Below are 14,793 nucleotides of genomic sequence, written 5' to 3' on the forward strand. Positions count from 1 at the left end.
CGGCAGCAAGAGGCCGTCTGAAACCGTATCTCTACCGTTCAAATAACAACCGCAGCTCCCAACAAAGCCGCATAACGTAAAAATTTCCCTGCTATCAACATCAAAGTGCTATGCCAAACATTCAAACGCAACCAGCCAGCGGCAATCGGTAAGCCGTCGCCTATGACAGGCACCCAAGCCAATAAAAGTGTCCATACGCCCCACCGTTTCAGCCAAGCCAACACTTTTTCAGACGGCTGCTTTTTAGGAGGAATCAACCGCCCCATAGCATAAGACACCACACTGCCCAAGCCGTTTGCCAAGCCGGCTACCAATAAAATAATTGCCCAATGTTGTGGGTAAACATGCAATGCGGCCAAAAAAGCAGCTTCCGAAGTTCCGGGCAGAATGGTTGCCGAAGTAAATGCCGACACCGCCAAGCCGCCCAAAGCCCAAACTATATCCATAAAAATCGCGCCGTTAATACACGGCGGTTATTTTATCGGAAAGCACCACGGCAGTCTTTAAAATGGCCTCTCTTCTGAAATATACCGCCAAACCAATTCTCAATAGCCCGTACCATCGGCCAATGTTCGGATTGATACCAACACTTTATGTTCTACCCGATAGAACCCCACACCTCAAATTTACAATAAATACAAGCTTGGCTATCAACATATAAAAAGGCCGTCTGAAATTTCAGACGGCCTTTTATCATAATTTCACCTTAACGGAAGCCTGCGCGGCGCATCAGCATCACTGCCTGACGCTGGTTACGCCCCGCTACCGAAACATTAATGACGTCTTGCTTAAATTTGCCCCATTTCGCAACACGCGGATCAGGCAGCACGCCGGCATTAGCCGGATATTCGTTGTTCAGATCCGCAAATAAGTTTTGGGCTTCGCTGCTAGATAACCATTCGATGAATTTTTGCGCCTCAGCAGGCTGTTTACTGTATTTGGCTACACCCGCACCCGAAACATTCACATGAGTACCCTTGCCTTTTTGGTCGGCAAACACGATGCCGATGGGCAGGTTGGGCTGCTTCTCCATCAAACGGCCGTAATAATAAGTATTGGCAATACCTACATCACAACGGCCCGCGCCGATCGCCTCAAGCATAGCGGTATCATTGGCAAACGGAGCCACTGCCAGATTGTTCACCCACCCTTTTACTACTTGGGTAGCTTTAGCCGCACCTTGGTTAGCAATCATGGTTGCAACCAGAGATTGATTGTACACATTGGCCGAAGTACGCAAGCATAAACGGCCTTTCCATTTCGGATTAGCCAAATCCGCGTAAGTAGAAAGCTCGGAAGGTTTAACTTTGTTGGTATTGTAAAAAATAGTACGCGCACGTACAGACAAACCGAACCATTCATTTTTCGGATCACGCAGGTGGGCGGGAATATTCTTCTTCAGCGTAGCGGAGTTAACCGGACGTAACAAGCCCATCTGAGAGGCTTGCCACAAATTGCCGCCGTCTACGGTAATCAGTACGTCGGCCGGGCTATTGCGGCCTTCGGCCTTCATCCGCTCCATCAGCGGACCTGCGGTACCGCTCACCAATTTAATGGTATTGCCGGTACGTTTTTCATAAGCGGCCACAATCGGCTTCAACAAATTGTCTGCACGCGAGGTATAAACAACCAGTTCGGCAGAAAGCGCGGGGGCGGCGACACCCAAAGCCAACGAGGCAGCCAAGATTTTTTTCATCATCACTGAATTCCTTTGTCTTCAAGCCATACAAGCAAATCTTGCGGTTAACACCTTCCCTGTTCCGCAATTCCTCAACCTTATAAAAAAGATAAAAGAGGTACACTATGCCAGTATGGATAATCGCTGAAATAAAACGGCAACGGAGCTTCGGCCTGATTCTGTAAACCTTCCGTACGGCCCTATTTCCCGTTATCAAAATGGAATTAAAGACTATTCTCATTTAGATATAGAGCCATTCTACTTCATTCGAAAGCAGCCGACAAGAGAATAATAAAAGCTATCATTTATCTTAAAAATACCGAAAATATAGCGGTTTGCCATTGCATTTATTGCCTATGCCCCCGATAATCGCACCTACCGAATCAATGCAGGCCGTCTGAAACATGAACTTATCATTAATCAAACTGCTGCCGCGCGGCTGGCTGCTGTTGTGCACGCTGCTGGTTATCGTGCCATTAGCCGTTATCACCACTGCGGTAGGTGAATTTGATGCAGAAATTTGGGAATTTTTATTAGAATTCCAATTGTCGGAGCTAATCAAAAACACTTTGATACTGGTTACGGGCGTAGGTATCGGCGTTACCGTAATCGGCACGCTATGTGCCTGGCTTACCGCCATGTATGAATTTCCACTGCGCCGCTTTTTCTTTTGGGCCTTGATGCTGCCTTTAGCCGTTCCTGCTTATGTATTGGCGTTTACCCAGTTAGGGTTATTCGACTATACAGGCCCGCTCAGCACGTGGTTACGGGAGAATTACGGACTCGAACAAGGCTTGCCTGATATTCGCAATGTATTCGGATTAACTACGGTAATGAGCCTGACTTTTTACCCTTACGTCTACCTGCTTGCCCGCAACGCTTTTTCCGGAATGGGGCAACGCGCCTTGGAAGCCGGCGCATCATTGGGGCTTTCCCCCGCACAATCATTTGTCAAAATCGCCCTACCGATGGCCAGACCTTGGATAGGCGGCGGGCTGATTCTCGCCCTGATGGAAACATTAGCCGATTTCGGTACCGTATCCGTTTTCACATACGACACCTTCACCACCGCCATTTACCAAGCATGGTTTGACTTTTATTCTCTAGAAACCGCCAAACAGCTGGCGGCACTACTGATTACGACAGTATTCATATTATTGGTATTGGAACAAATCAACCGGGGCCGCCGGCGTTTTCATCAGGCGGGCAAAGCACAACAGCAACGCCGCAAATCTCTGCACGGTGTCCGCAAATGGCTGGCCAGTGCTTTTTGCAGCCTCATTTTGCTGCTCGCTTTTGCGATTCCGGTTGTTCAACTTACCGTTTGGGCTTATGAAACTTGGCCCGTCAGCTTTAACCGCGCCTTATGGCTCAACGCCTGGCACTCGTTTGCCGCATCCTTGGCAGCTGCCCTTCTGGTCGCCGCCGTCGCCTTGCTGGTGGCACTTGCCAAGCGTGCCGACCGCAGCCGCTTGGCCGCCGTTGCCGCGCGTATTACCACATTGGGTTACGCCGTACCGGGTACGGTATTGGCCGTCGGCGTATTCGTTCCGGTGGCATGGTTCGACAATTTATTGATTGAAAAACTGCAATTACCCGAAGGCAGTGCGATCATCAAAGGCACACTGGCAGTCATGCTGCTGGCTTACCTGATCCGGTTTCTCGCCGTTGGCTATGCCTCTATCGAAGCCGGATTAGAACGCATCAGTCCCTCTCAAGCCGAAGCAGCCCGTTCGCTCGGCTGCACCGGCACAGGTGTACTGCGCCGCGTTTACCTGCCTCTTTTAAAAGGCTCGCTAGGCACGGCCGTATTGATGGCTTTTGTCGATATTATGAAAGAGATGCCCATCACTTTGATGACGCGCCCTTATGATTGGGATACGCTGGCCGTACGCATCTATGCCTTCACCACCGAAGGCCAATATGCTTATGCCGCGCTACCTGCCCTTTTAATCGTATTAACCGGCCTCTTGCCCGTTATTCTGTTTTCACGAACGGAGCACAACCGATGATTTTAGAAGTTTCCGACCTGCACCTCCAATTCGGCAGCAAAACCGTATTAAACCACTTCGGCTTCAATCTGAAAAAAGGCGAAATTGCCTGTTTGCTGGGTGCTTCGGGCTGTGGAAAAACCACCGCCTTACGTGCCATTGCCGGTTTTGAACAGCCCCCAAACGGCAGCATCTCGCTAAACGGCCGCACACTTTCAGACGGCAACAGCTTTGTTCCCCCGCACCAACGCCGTATCGGCATGGTTTTCCAAGACTATGCTTTGTTCCCCCACCTCACCGTAGCAGACAATATTGCTTTCGGCATTCACCGGCAAACTACAAACGAGCGCAAGCAGCGCGTAGACGAACTACTCTTGCTCATCGGCATGCAAGGCTACGGAGAACGCTACCCCCACGAGCTTTCCGGAGGCCAGCAACAAAGGGTTGCGCTGGCGCGCGCACTGGCACCCAAGCCTGATCTGATTTTGCTTGACGAGCCGTTTTCCAATCTCGATGCAGACCTGCGCGCACGCTTGTCGAAAGAAGTCCGCCAACTGCTCAAAAAAGAAAACACCAGCGCGGTTTTGGTTACCCACGACCAACAAGAAGCTTTTTCCATGGCCGACAAAATCGGCATCATGTCGGCCGGCAGCCTCCAGCAATGGGATACGCCCTACAACCTTTACCACCATCCGGCCAATGCTGAAGCAGCCGCTTTTATCGGAGAGGGTGTTTTATTGCGCGGGCAAACCATCAGCACGCATTGCATCCGCTTAGCCTGCGGTGATTTTTGCGGTACGGTACCGATTGCCTGCCAAAGCTATCAGGAAGTAGACGTACTCATCCGCCCTGACGACATTATCCATGACGACCATAGCCCGGTACAGGCCGAAGTGCTGGCAAAAGATTTCAAAGGCAGTTATTTCACCTATACCCTCAGGTTGGATAGCGGGGAAGAGGTTCTCGCCCATGTTCCCGGTCACCACGACCACCCTGTCGGCAGCCGCATCGGCATACACATGCAGATCGAAAACCTGATAGCCTTCCCGCCCTCTGCAAACAATAAAGCAGCAAAGCCACTGTCGGCAAAATAAAAAGACAAAACGTTTTTTCAGACGGCCTTGGGTATCCAATAGCAAACGAAAAAAATCACATGAAAACCATCCTTATTACGGGCTGCTCCAGCGGTATCGGCTACGATACCGCCAAACAGATGCAGGCCGCCGGCTGGCGGGTTTTTGCCGGTTGTCGGAAAACTGCCGACGTATCCCGCCTGCAAAATGAAGGCCTGACAGACGCACTATTGCTCGACGTAACCGACAGTGCGCAAATCGAGGCTGCCTTCGAACACCTTCTCACCGCCACCGGTGGCAGGTTGGATGCCTTATTCTGCAATGCCGGCTACGGACAAGTCGGCGCCGTTGAAGACATTCCCCGCACAGCTCTGCTACAACAGTTTGAAACCAACGTATTCGGCACTTGGGAATGTATTACCCATGCCATGAAAATCTTCCGCAAACAAGGACATGGCCGCATTCTCGTCAACAGCAGCATCCTCGGCTTTGCCGCCATGCCTTGGCGTGGTGCCTACAACAGCAGCAAATTCGCACTTGAGGGCATGTGCGACACGCTTCGCCATGAAACCTACGGCAGCGGTATTTTTGTCAGCCTCGTAGAACCTGGGCCGATTGCCACACGCTTTCGCGACAATGCCCTCATTACGTTCAACCGCTATATCGATACTGAAAATAGTGTACACGCCAAAAGTTACCGCGCCCAATTACGCCGTCTCGAAACAGAAGGCGATGCAGCCCCGTTTACCATGTCTTCACCTGATTGCGCCGCCATATGCGTGAAAGCACTGACTACCGCGCACCCCAAGGCCCGCTACCGCGTTACCCTGCCTACCAAAGTTTTCTGGTATCTGAAACGGCTGTTACCCACCGTATGGCTCGACAAATTACAACGTGCCGCAGTAAGCGGCCAAGGTAAAAAATAACCGGCAAATACCATTTTTTTCAGACGGCCTATTTATAATGCATACACTTTATCTAGCTTCCGGCAGCCCGCGCCGGCGTGAAATTTTAGAAAGCCTCGGTTACCGCGTTATCCGATTGAAAGGCGATATCGATGAAACCCCTCTATCCGGAGAAGCCGCCAGCCACTATGTAGCCCGGATGGCACGCGAAAAAAATGCTGCCGCCCTGTCATCATGGCAAGCCGAAAATACCCGCCTGCCGGATTATCCTCTCATCACTGCCGATACCACCGTAGCCTTAACCGACCAAATTTTAGGCAAACCGGAATCGGCGCAGCACGCCCGCGACATCCTGCAAAGCCTTTCGGGCAGCGAACATCAGGTACTCACCGCCGTTTCAATTTACTACCAAGGCCAAACGCACCACTCTCTGCAACAAAGCAACGTATGCTTCAAAACACTCACGGCTGCCGAAATAGACGCCTATATCGCCAGTGGCGAGCCTATGGATAAAGCCGGTGCTTACGGCATACAAGGTTTAGGCGGTATTTTCGTTACCCACCTGCACGGCAGTTTTACCGGCGTGATGGGGTTACCCGTATATGAAACCGTTTCCCTATTGTCTGCGGCCGGCTACCCCGTACCGCCGTTTCCCATGCCCTGATAAATATCCAAACCGCATAGGATACAGCTCGGATGCAAGTAATATGTTCGCCTCATACGGTAGGAAATACCAGATGCAATCAATGCCGAAAAAGTAACGGCACCCGACACAATAAAATCAGCCACGATGTGTTCCGTAAAGCATACAAACTGATATTGCCTCCACTACCGTATCTGCTTTTAATTGCTATATTAAGATTCCTTTATTGTATTGGCGCAATATGGCGTTTTAGCGTATAGTAATCGGGTTTAATTTCAGTACACTACCAAGTAGCGGCAATCTCACCGAATCTGCTTTTCCACGCCCCAATACCCCAAAACGGCAACGGCCGCCTGCCTGATTTTAATGAGATTTCATTACACCGCTACGCCTTCGCCATACCAAAATATTTTTGCCATCGTCTTTTTCAGACGGCCTCTACCGCAACCATAACGCTTGGCTCAGAGCCGATGACAAAAATATTTGATTTTAGGAAGCTTTAACTTATGTTACCCAGTATTCCCCTGCCTAAAGACTGCGTGCGCCCGCCGGAAACCGTATTGGTCAACATTACCCCACAAGAAACCCGCGTGGCTATGCTGGAAGAAAACAACATATGTGAACTACATATAGAACGTAACAGCGGTCACGGATTGGTAGGCAATATTTATTTAGGCATTGTGCGCCGCGTATTGCCTGGCATGCAAAGTGCATTTATCGATATCGGATTGGAACGCGCCGCCTTCCTGCATATCGTCGATCTATTGGAACAACGGCAGAATCCGGACGAAACCCAACGTATCGAGCATATGTTGTTTGAAGGCCAATCTATTTTGGTTCAAGTGATCAAGGATCCGATTAACACCAAAGGTGCGCGCCTATCCACACAAATTTCCCTAGCCGGCCGTTTCCTTGTGCATTTGCCTCAAGACGAACATATAGGCATTTCGCAAAGAATCGAAGATGAAGAAGAGCGCAACAGCCTGCGAGAACGGCTCAATAATCTGTTGCCCGCCGAAGCCTGCCACGGCTATATCATCCGCACCAGCGCCGAAACCGCGACCGACGGCGAACTTCAAGCCGATATCGACTACCTGACCAAACTATGGCGTAACATCCAGCAACAAGCTAAAACCAGTCCGCCTGAGACTCTGCTATATCAAGATTTACCGCTCTCGTTACGCGTCTTGCGCGATATGTTCAACGACAATACCCGCGAAATCCTAGTCGATTCCAAAGAAAATTACCAACGTATGCTGGCCTTCGCCGAACAATACGTACAAGGGGCGGTAGGTAAAATCCAATTATTCCAAGGCGAACGCCCGCTGTTTGAAAGCTACAATATCGAACAGGAAATCAATCGGGCCTTGCAGCCAAGGGTCAATCTGAATTTCGGCAGCTATCTGATTATTGAAGCTACCGAAGCCATGACTACAATCGATGTCAATACCGGCGGCTTTGTCGGGGCTAGAAATTTTGACGAAACCATTTTCAAAACCAATCTCGAAGCCTGCCACGCCATTGCCCGCGAGCTGCGTTTGCGCAATTTAGGCGGCATCATCATTATCGACTTTATCGATATGGCGCACGAAGCCCACCGCGAGGCCGTTTTACAGGAGTTGGCCAAAGCGCTCAGTTTTGACCGCACCCGCGTTACCCTGAACGGATTTACCAGTTTAGGCCTGGTCGAACTGACCCGCAAACGCACCCGCGAAAACCTCAACCATGTGCTGTGCGAACCTTGCCCGACCTGCCAAGGCAGAGGCCGTCTGAAAACGGCGCAAACCGTTTGTTACGAAATCCAGCGTGAAATCGTACGTGAAGCCCGCCGTTATGATGTCCAAAGCTTCCGTATCTTAGCTTCTCCGCCCGTTATTGATTTATTCCTCGACGAAGAATCGCAATCATTGGCAATGCTGATCGACTTCATCGGCAAACCCATCTCACTAGCAGTAGAATCTACCTACACCCAGGAACAGTACGATATCGTGCTGATGTAGCCCGAGACAATAAAGGCCGTCTGAAAATTTTCAGACGGCCTTATTTCACTGAAGCCCACCATGAAGAAATAATTGAAAAAAGCAACCTTTTATCGGTAAGATACAAACATATGCTATCAGCAAACACCTAGCAATTTCAAAACACCAACCACAACATAACCGCGAGCACATCATGAATATCCAAACTACCCGCACGAATGATTCCGATTTATGGCAAACCATCCGCCAAGAAGCTGAAACTGCGGCAAAATCCGAACCAATGTTGGCTAGTTTTCTCCATCTGACCGTGCTGCGCCATACTTCGCTTGACAGAGTTTTAGCCTTTCACTTATCCAGCAAGTTGTCCAGCGCCATTATGGATGCGCGCGCGCTTTACGAAGTCTATATCCAAGCACTTAAAGACGATCCTTCGATTATCGCTGCCGTAGAATGCGATATCCGCGCGTGCTACGATCGCGATCCGGCCTGTGACCAATATTCATTACCGCTGCTTTATTTCAAAGGCTTTCACGCTATCCAAGCACACCGCATCAACCACTGGTTGTGGAAAAATCAGCGTAAAACCCTCGCTTACTTTCTGCAAAACCGTATGTCGGAAGTATTCGGCACTGATATCCATCCGGCGGCCCGCTTCGGTCACGGCTTGATGCTCGACCACGCTACCGGTTTTGTTGTGGGAGAAACCGCCGTACTGGGTAACGATATTTCTATTTTGCATGGCGTAACCCTGGGCGGTTCCGGCAAAGAAAGCGGCGACCGCCATCCGAAAGTCGGCGACGGCGTCATGATCGGTGCCAATGCCTCGGTATTGGGCAATATCCGTATCGGCAACTGGTCTAAAATCGGGGCAGGCAGTGTTGTTGTCTCTGATGTACCGGAATACACTACCGTTGTCGGCGTACCCGCACGCCCTACCGGCAAATCGGCGAATATGCCTGCCGCAGAAATGGATCAATCTATCTAACGACTATACGGACTTCAATATCCCGGCGGCACCTTGAAACCAAATCCATACGGTATATCCTGTGCTCGCCGGTTTGACCGATTCTAGCCGTCTGAAAACCGAAACCACCCGCTATGCATTTTTCCCTAGCCCCTATCGTTATCGTCTTGCTGGTTGCGGTTTTAACCGTAATCATCTGTCGCAAACTCAATATTCCATCTATGTTGGGCTATCTGTTGGTCGGATTTTTGGCCGGGCCCGGCGTATTCCATCTGATCCCGCAAACTCCTGCCACTGATTATCTCGGTGAAATCGGGATTATGTTTCTAATGTTCAGTATCGGCTTGGAGTTTTCATTACCTAAGCTAAAAGCCATGCGCAAACTGGTTTTCGGCTTGGGCGGGCTACAGGTTGTTCTCACCATTACGGCCATATTCGGCATTCTTCTACTACAAAATACCCCGGTTATTCATGCCTTTACTATTGCAGGCGCACTGGCTATGTCATCTACCGCCATCGTCAGCCGTATTCTCTCGGAAAAAACGGAACTGGGACAGCCGCATGGCCAAATGGCGATGGGCGTATTACTCATGCAGGATATCGCTGTCGTACCGCTGATGATTTTACTGCCAGCTTTAGCCGGCGGTAGCCAAGACAACCTTCTGTATGCCCTAGGTATAGCCGCCGTTAAAATGATCGCCACATTGGGCCTCTTATTCGTGATAGGCAGCCGCCTGATGACACCTTGGTTCCGTCTCGTAGCCAAACAAAAGTCATCCGAGCTGTTTATGATTAACGTTTTACTGGTTACTCTGGGTGTTGCCTACCTCACCGAGCTAGAAGGCCTATCCTTGGCTTTGGGAGCATTTGTAGCCGGTATGCTGCTTTCCGAAACCGAATACCGATTTCAAGTTGAAGACGATATCCGCCCGTTTCGCGACATCTTACTGGGCTTCTTCTTCATTACAGTCGGCATGAAGCTTGATATCACAGCCCTTATACAAGGCTGGCAAAGCGTACTGATGCTGTTAATCATATTACTTGTATTAAAAGCGTTGATTATCACGGCTATTGCCCGTTATTTGCGCCATAGCGTCGCCGACAGCATGAAAACCGCGATGTATCTGGCACAAGGCGGCGAATTCGGCTTTGTTATCCTAACCGTCTCTCATAAACTCAATATGCTTTCTTCAGAATGGGAACAAGCCGCTACCGCTGCTATTTTGGTTTCTATGATATTGGCTCCGTTCATCCTTAACGGCAGCGAAAAGATCATCAATCGTTTGGTGAAATCTGATTGGGATATGAAAGCCGTTGATTTGCAAAATATGCTGATTGCTACGATGAGTAAATCCGAGCATATCCTTATAATTGGTTACGGGCGCTGCGGCCAAACCATCGCACGGATTCTCGAACAAGAAAATATCACCTACTACGCGCTAGATCTGGATGCCGAACGCGTACGGATCGCCCGCAGCACAGGAGAACCGGTTGCATTCGGCGATGCCAAACGGCGTGAAGTACTTGAAGCAGCAGGACTATCACGCGCAAAAATGGTAGTTATTACATTAAATAACATGGCCGAAACCCGCCACATTCTCGACAATATTATGCACATGTATCCCACCATGCCGGTGCATGTTCGCGCAACCAGCGACGACTATCTGCAAACATTTGCCGAGATGGGTGCCGAAGAAACCGTATCGGATGCCAAAGAATCCAGCCTTGCATTAGCCGCCTATACACTGCTTGGATCCGGCATTTCCTATCAAAATGTACACAAAATCATCACTGATATACGCCATAGCCGCTATCAAATCTTACAAGGGCTGTTTTCCGGGAAAAACGGTAAAAAAGATTTTTACGATGAAAAAGCCAGCATCAGCCGTTATGCCTTTGCCCTTCCCGACGAAGCTTACGCTGCCGGCAAGCAAATCAAAGAAATTCCTTTGGCGGATTTTGAAATTAAACTGCTGTTTATACGCCGTCAAACCCATCAAATCCAACAATATGACGAGACTTTTATACTGGAAGCCGGAGACATTCTCGTGATCGCAGGAAGTAAAGAAAAAATAATTTCCTTTGAAAACTGGATACTACAAGGAAAAAGCTAAAATTTATTTTAAAACACTTGCAAGGAAAGCAGCTTTTTGGTTTAATTACGTTCTCGCAACATTGAGCGAGAAATAAAAGGGTGATTAGCTCAGTTGGTAGAGCGTCTGCCTTACAAGCAGAATGTCGGCGGTTCGACTCCGTCATCACCCACCAGTTTCTTTGCACGGAGTGGTAGTTCAGTTGGTTAGAATACCGGCCTGTCACGCCGGGGGTCGCGGGTTCGAGCCCCGTCCACTCCGCCAAACTTTCAAATAAAAGGCACCAAAAATCGGTGCCTTTTATTTTTCTCCGAATATTTCTTTTATAAATTCTAATTTCAGCTCATCAAAATTAATTGCATTGCCATTTTGTTGATTTTTTAAAAACTACTAAATAATCAGCTTACTAAATTATTACCAATCTATAAAGATATGTTAAAATAATTGAATATACTTCTATCTACCTACTATATTAGAAATAACCAAAGTAAAAATTGATACAATAAAATATAAAAATAATTTAATTTTTTACACCTTACTAATAATTTATACAGTACTGTTAGCCAAAACATTAGGCTACTCACCCAAAGTCCCATCAATAATTAGCTCATTTCTTTTCCTCTTTTACACAGCGAAATTATCTCGATATTTATTTGCTTTTTGCTTAGTTATATTATCGACATTAGGAGCATTTTATTTGCCGGAGGCAGTCTTAAGAGGCAGCTTATCCGGAGGTACTATTATCTCTTTATTTGAAACACATTCAAACGAAGCAATCGAATACTTACGCTCCCTACCCAGCCACTTGTATATTGGTAGTATTATATTCATTGTTTTTAGCATTCTAGTAATTCTATCCTCACGCAGGTGGAATCCTCCTCCACTTACATATCGTTATCACATAATCTTATGGTTTTTAATGATTTTATGTATCATATACAAACCTACAAAAGACCTACTCCAAAAAGAAAATGAATTCTCTTTAACACAGTCTCAAGTAGCTCCAATCGCCTTTATAGCGACAGCATTTAATCTTATTCAAGAATACTACACTGAAAGGGAATTAGCTCTCCAGGCACTTGATTTACCGAGCGACTGGGAAATTATAAGTACGTCTCCCACATATAAAAATTATGTTTTAGTAATTGGTGAAAGCGCACGCAAAGACTATTTATCAGCCTATGGCTACCCACAAAATACAACTCCATTTTTATCTACAACAAAAGGCTTAATTTTTGATGGATATATCGCCACGGCTGGCAACACAGCCTTATCATTAACTCGGTCCCTCTATCTCCATCAAAATGATGAAAGCAAACTGCAAAATAATATCATCACATTAGCTCGGCAGGCTGGTTTCTACACCTATTGGATCTCTAGCCAAGGCGGCCTAGGTATTCATGATAATGCAGCAGCGCGAATCGGCAAATTTGCGAACCAAACTTACTTTAGCTCATCAAATTTTAATAATATTAAAATTCATGATGATATGTTGTTAACCAAACTGACAGAATATTTACAACAAACTTCTTCATCCCACCGTTTATTTGTTCTACACCTAAATGGATCCCATAGCGTTTTCTGTGACCGGTTACACCATAAACCTGATATTACCTTTATTAATCAAAATATGAGCTGTTATTTAGCCACCTTACAGCAAACGGATAAGTTACTACAAAATTTAGTACACACTCTAGAAAAGTATGGTAGCTATTCTTTATTATACTTTGCAGATCACGGCCTCCATCATATTGATAAAAACAGCGACAAAGTAACTTTAGTGCATGGTTCACAAACCAAACAAAATTACGAAGTCCCATTGATTCGTATTAATAGTGATGACACCAAAAGACAATTAATCCGCTCTCAAAGAAGTGCCTATCATTTTTTAAATGGTTTTTCACAATGGCTAGGAATACATGAAAAACATTTAACATGGGAGATCGATTTTTTCAGTGATCATAAAGATGAAAGTATTAAAGTATTCAATATGCAACAGAACGTTGACTGGTCAACACTAGAGAATGATCCTGCGATTTCAGAGGCCGGATATTTTTAAAATTAAAATCAAGTTTTCCAACAGATAAGAAAAGGTATTGAAAAATTGATACGCCCTTCCTTTTAGCATAGCTAAGCCTTATATTTGCTAATACTTGCCACCATGAGGGAAATAAATACTTTATCCAATAAAAATGCCATCTGAAAAATTTCAGACGGCATTTTTATAAATATCAGCTAAAAAACCTTACGGTCTTAAATAAATCATATTAACTGTGATATTGTCGCGAAAGTTCGTGTACGGTATCGACTAGGATTTTAGCATGCTCGGGATCCGCATGTTGATTGATACCATGGCCCAAATTAAAAACATGGCCGCTACCCTCTCCATAAGCCGCCAAAATACGGCCAACTTCATTGCGGATACTATCAGGGGTACCGAATAATGCAAACGGATCAAAATTACCTTGTAATGCCACTTGCCACCCCACCCGGCGGCGCGCATCACCGATATTACATGTCCAATCCAAGCCCAAAGCATCAGCTCCGATACCGGCCAGCCTCTCCAGCCACAAACCGCCTCCCTTGGTAAATACAATCACCGGCACTCGACGGCCTTCGTTTTCACGCTTCAAACCTTGTACGATCTGCTGCATATACCGCAGACTGAAAGCTTCAAATGCCGCATCACTCAATACACCACCCCATGTATCAAAAATCTGCACGGCCTGCGCACCGGCATCAATTTGCGCATTCAAATATGCTGTAACGGCCTGTGCATTCACATCCAAAATTTTATGCAACAATTCGGGGCGGGAATACATCATCGTTTTGATAGTACGAAACTCTTTACTGCTTCCACCCTCTACCATATAACAGGCCAAAGTAAACGGGCTGCCGGAAAAGCCGATAAGCGGCACACTGCCTGCCAATGCACGGCGGATTGAAGTTACTGCATCAAATACATATTGCAGCTTATCCATATCGGGTACTTCCAGCTTCGCAATATCGGCTTCATGCTGCAAAGCACGCTCGAATTTCGGCCCCTCTCCTTCTGCAAAATACAAACCCAAGCCCATCGCGTCGGGCACAGTTAAAATATCCGAAAATAAAATGGCCGCATCCAAGTTAAAGCGCTCAAGAGGCTGAATCGTTACCTCTGTAGCCAATTCGGTATTTTTACATAGGTCTAAAAAACTGCCTGCCGCCGCACGGGTAGCTTTATATTCAGGCAGATACCGCCCTGCCTGACGCATCATCCAAATAGGCGTGTACTCTACCGGCTCTTTTAATAAAGCACGTAGGAAAGTATCATTTTTTAAAGCAGTCATATGCCGTTTTCCACTTACATTTGATAAAGGCGAATCATATCATGAAACAGGCAGATTCATTAACCTGCCATCATCAGGATATTGCTTAAACACTTTTAAAAATCAATTGGTACAAACCAAGCAATCATACCAAACCGA

General features: G+C 47.2%; 12 protein-coding genes and 2 tRNA genes. 10 read left to right on the forward strand and 4 right to left on the reverse strand.

The window, feature by feature from the left end; genetic code table 11:
• Window positions 1-38: 38 nt before the first annotated feature.
• Entirely contained in the window at window positions 39-446 is a 408-nt protein-coding gene (locus tag LVJ86_RS08560) for a YqaA family protein (protein ID WP_047761238.1), read from the reverse strand.
• Window positions 447-706: 260 nt separating this feature from the next.
• Window positions 707-1,699, reverse strand: a complete 993-nt coding sequence (locus tag LVJ86_RS08565; RefSeq protein WP_047761237.1) for a Fe(3+) ABC transporter substrate-binding protein — start codon at window positions 1,697-1,699, stop codon at window positions 707-709.
• A gap of 383 nt (window positions 1,700-2,082) precedes the next feature.
• On the opposite strand from LVJ86_RS08565, the gene LVJ86_RS08570 reads away from it, so the two are divergent.
• The 4 genes from LVJ86_RS08570 to LVJ86_RS08585 are packed head-to-tail and all read left to right on the forward strand — an operon-like array spanning window position 2,083 to window position 6,311.
• The gene (locus LVJ86_RS08570; protein WP_047761236.1) at window positions 2,083-3,690 is read left to right on the forward strand and encodes an ABC transporter permease; all 1,608 of its coding nucleotides are present in this window, start codon (window positions 2,083-2,085) and stop codon (window positions 3,688-3,690) included.
• Window positions 3,687-4,763: an ABC transporter ATP-binding protein gene (locus LVJ86_RS08575; RefSeq protein ID WP_047761235.1), complete on the forward strand. Its 1,077-nt coding sequence runs from the start codon at window positions 3,687-3,689 to the stop codon at window positions 4,761-4,763. The genes LVJ86_RS08570 and LVJ86_RS08575 overlap by 4 nt, the downstream gene beginning before the upstream one ends.
• A 59-nt stretch (window positions 4,764-4,822) precedes the next feature.
• Window positions 4,823-5,668 (forward strand): SDR family NAD(P)-dependent oxidoreductase, encoded by an 846-nt coding sequence (locus LVJ86_RS08580; protein WP_047761234.1) that lies wholly within the window; start codon window positions 4,823-4,825, stop codon window positions 5,666-5,668.
• 37 nt (window positions 5,669-5,705) lie between these two features.
• Window positions 5,706-6,311: a Maf family protein gene (locus LVJ86_RS08585; protein WP_047761233.1), complete on the forward strand. Its 606-nt coding sequence runs from the start codon at window positions 5,706-5,708 to the stop codon at window positions 6,309-6,311.
• Here LVJ86_RS08585 and LVJ86_RS08590 read toward each other — a convergent pair.
• Window positions 6,281-6,436 carry a hypothetical protein gene (locus LVJ86_RS08590; protein ID WP_161796059.1) on the reverse strand — a complete coding sequence of 52 codons (156 nt, stop codon included), beginning with the start codon at window positions 6,434-6,436 and terminating at the stop codon, window positions 6,281-6,283. The two genes, LVJ86_RS08585 and LVJ86_RS08590, sit on opposite strands and share 31 nt — an antisense overlap.
• 360 nt (window positions 6,437-6,796) lie before the next feature.
• On the opposite strand from LVJ86_RS08590, the gene rng reads away from it, so the two are divergent.
• From rng to LVJ86_RS08620, 6 genes are all read left to right on the forward strand, one after another.
• Window positions 6,797-8,290 carry a ribonuclease G gene (rng, locus tag LVJ86_RS08595; RefSeq protein ID WP_047761232.1) on the forward strand — a complete coding sequence of 498 codons (1,494 nt, stop codon included), beginning with the start codon at window positions 6,797-6,799 and terminating at the stop codon, window positions 8,288-8,290.
• Window positions 8,291-8,462: 172 nt separating this feature from the next.
• Window positions 8,463-9,254: a serine O-acetyltransferase gene (cysE, locus tag LVJ86_RS08600; protein ID WP_047761231.1), complete on the forward strand. Its 792-nt coding sequence runs from the start codon at window positions 8,463-8,465 to the stop codon at window positions 9,252-9,254.
• A 113-nt stretch (window positions 9,255-9,367) separates the two neighbouring features.
• The gene (locus LVJ86_RS08605) at window positions 9,368-11,347 is read left to right on the forward strand and encodes a cation:proton antiporter domain-containing protein (RefSeq protein ID WP_047761230.1); all 1,980 of its coding nucleotides are present in this window, start codon (window positions 9,368-9,370) and stop codon (window positions 11,345-11,347) included.
• Between the two features lie 78 nt (window positions 11,348-11,425).
• Window positions 11,426-11,501 (forward strand) — tRNA-Val (locus tag LVJ86_RS08610).
• Window positions 11,502-11,513: 12 nt separating this feature from the next.
• A tRNA-Asp gene (locus LVJ86_RS08615) sits at window positions 11,514-11,590 on the forward strand.
• Window positions 11,591-12,245: 655 nt separating this feature from the next.
• Window positions 12,246-13,385 carry a phosphoethanolamine transferase gene (locus tag LVJ86_RS08620; protein WP_053008343.1) on the forward strand — a complete coding sequence of 380 codons (1,140 nt, stop codon included), beginning with the start codon at window positions 12,246-12,248 and terminating at the stop codon, window positions 13,383-13,385.
• 208 nt (window positions 13,386-13,593) lie between these two features.
• Here the strand turns inward: LVJ86_RS08620 and hemE are convergent, their stop codons facing one another.
• On the reverse strand, window positions 13,594-14,655 hold the full coding sequence (gene hemE / locus LVJ86_RS08625) for a uroporphyrinogen decarboxylase (RefSeq protein WP_047761228.1): 1,062 nt from the start codon (window positions 14,653-14,655) through the stop codon (window positions 13,594-13,596).
• Window positions 14,656-14,793: the final 138 nt, after the last annotated feature.

Origin of the sequence: Neisseria arctica, assembly GCF_022870905.1 — a bacterium.
Taxonomy (GTDB): domain Bacteria; phylum Pseudomonadota; class Gammaproteobacteria; order Burkholderiales; family Neisseriaceae; genus Neisseria; species Neisseria arctica.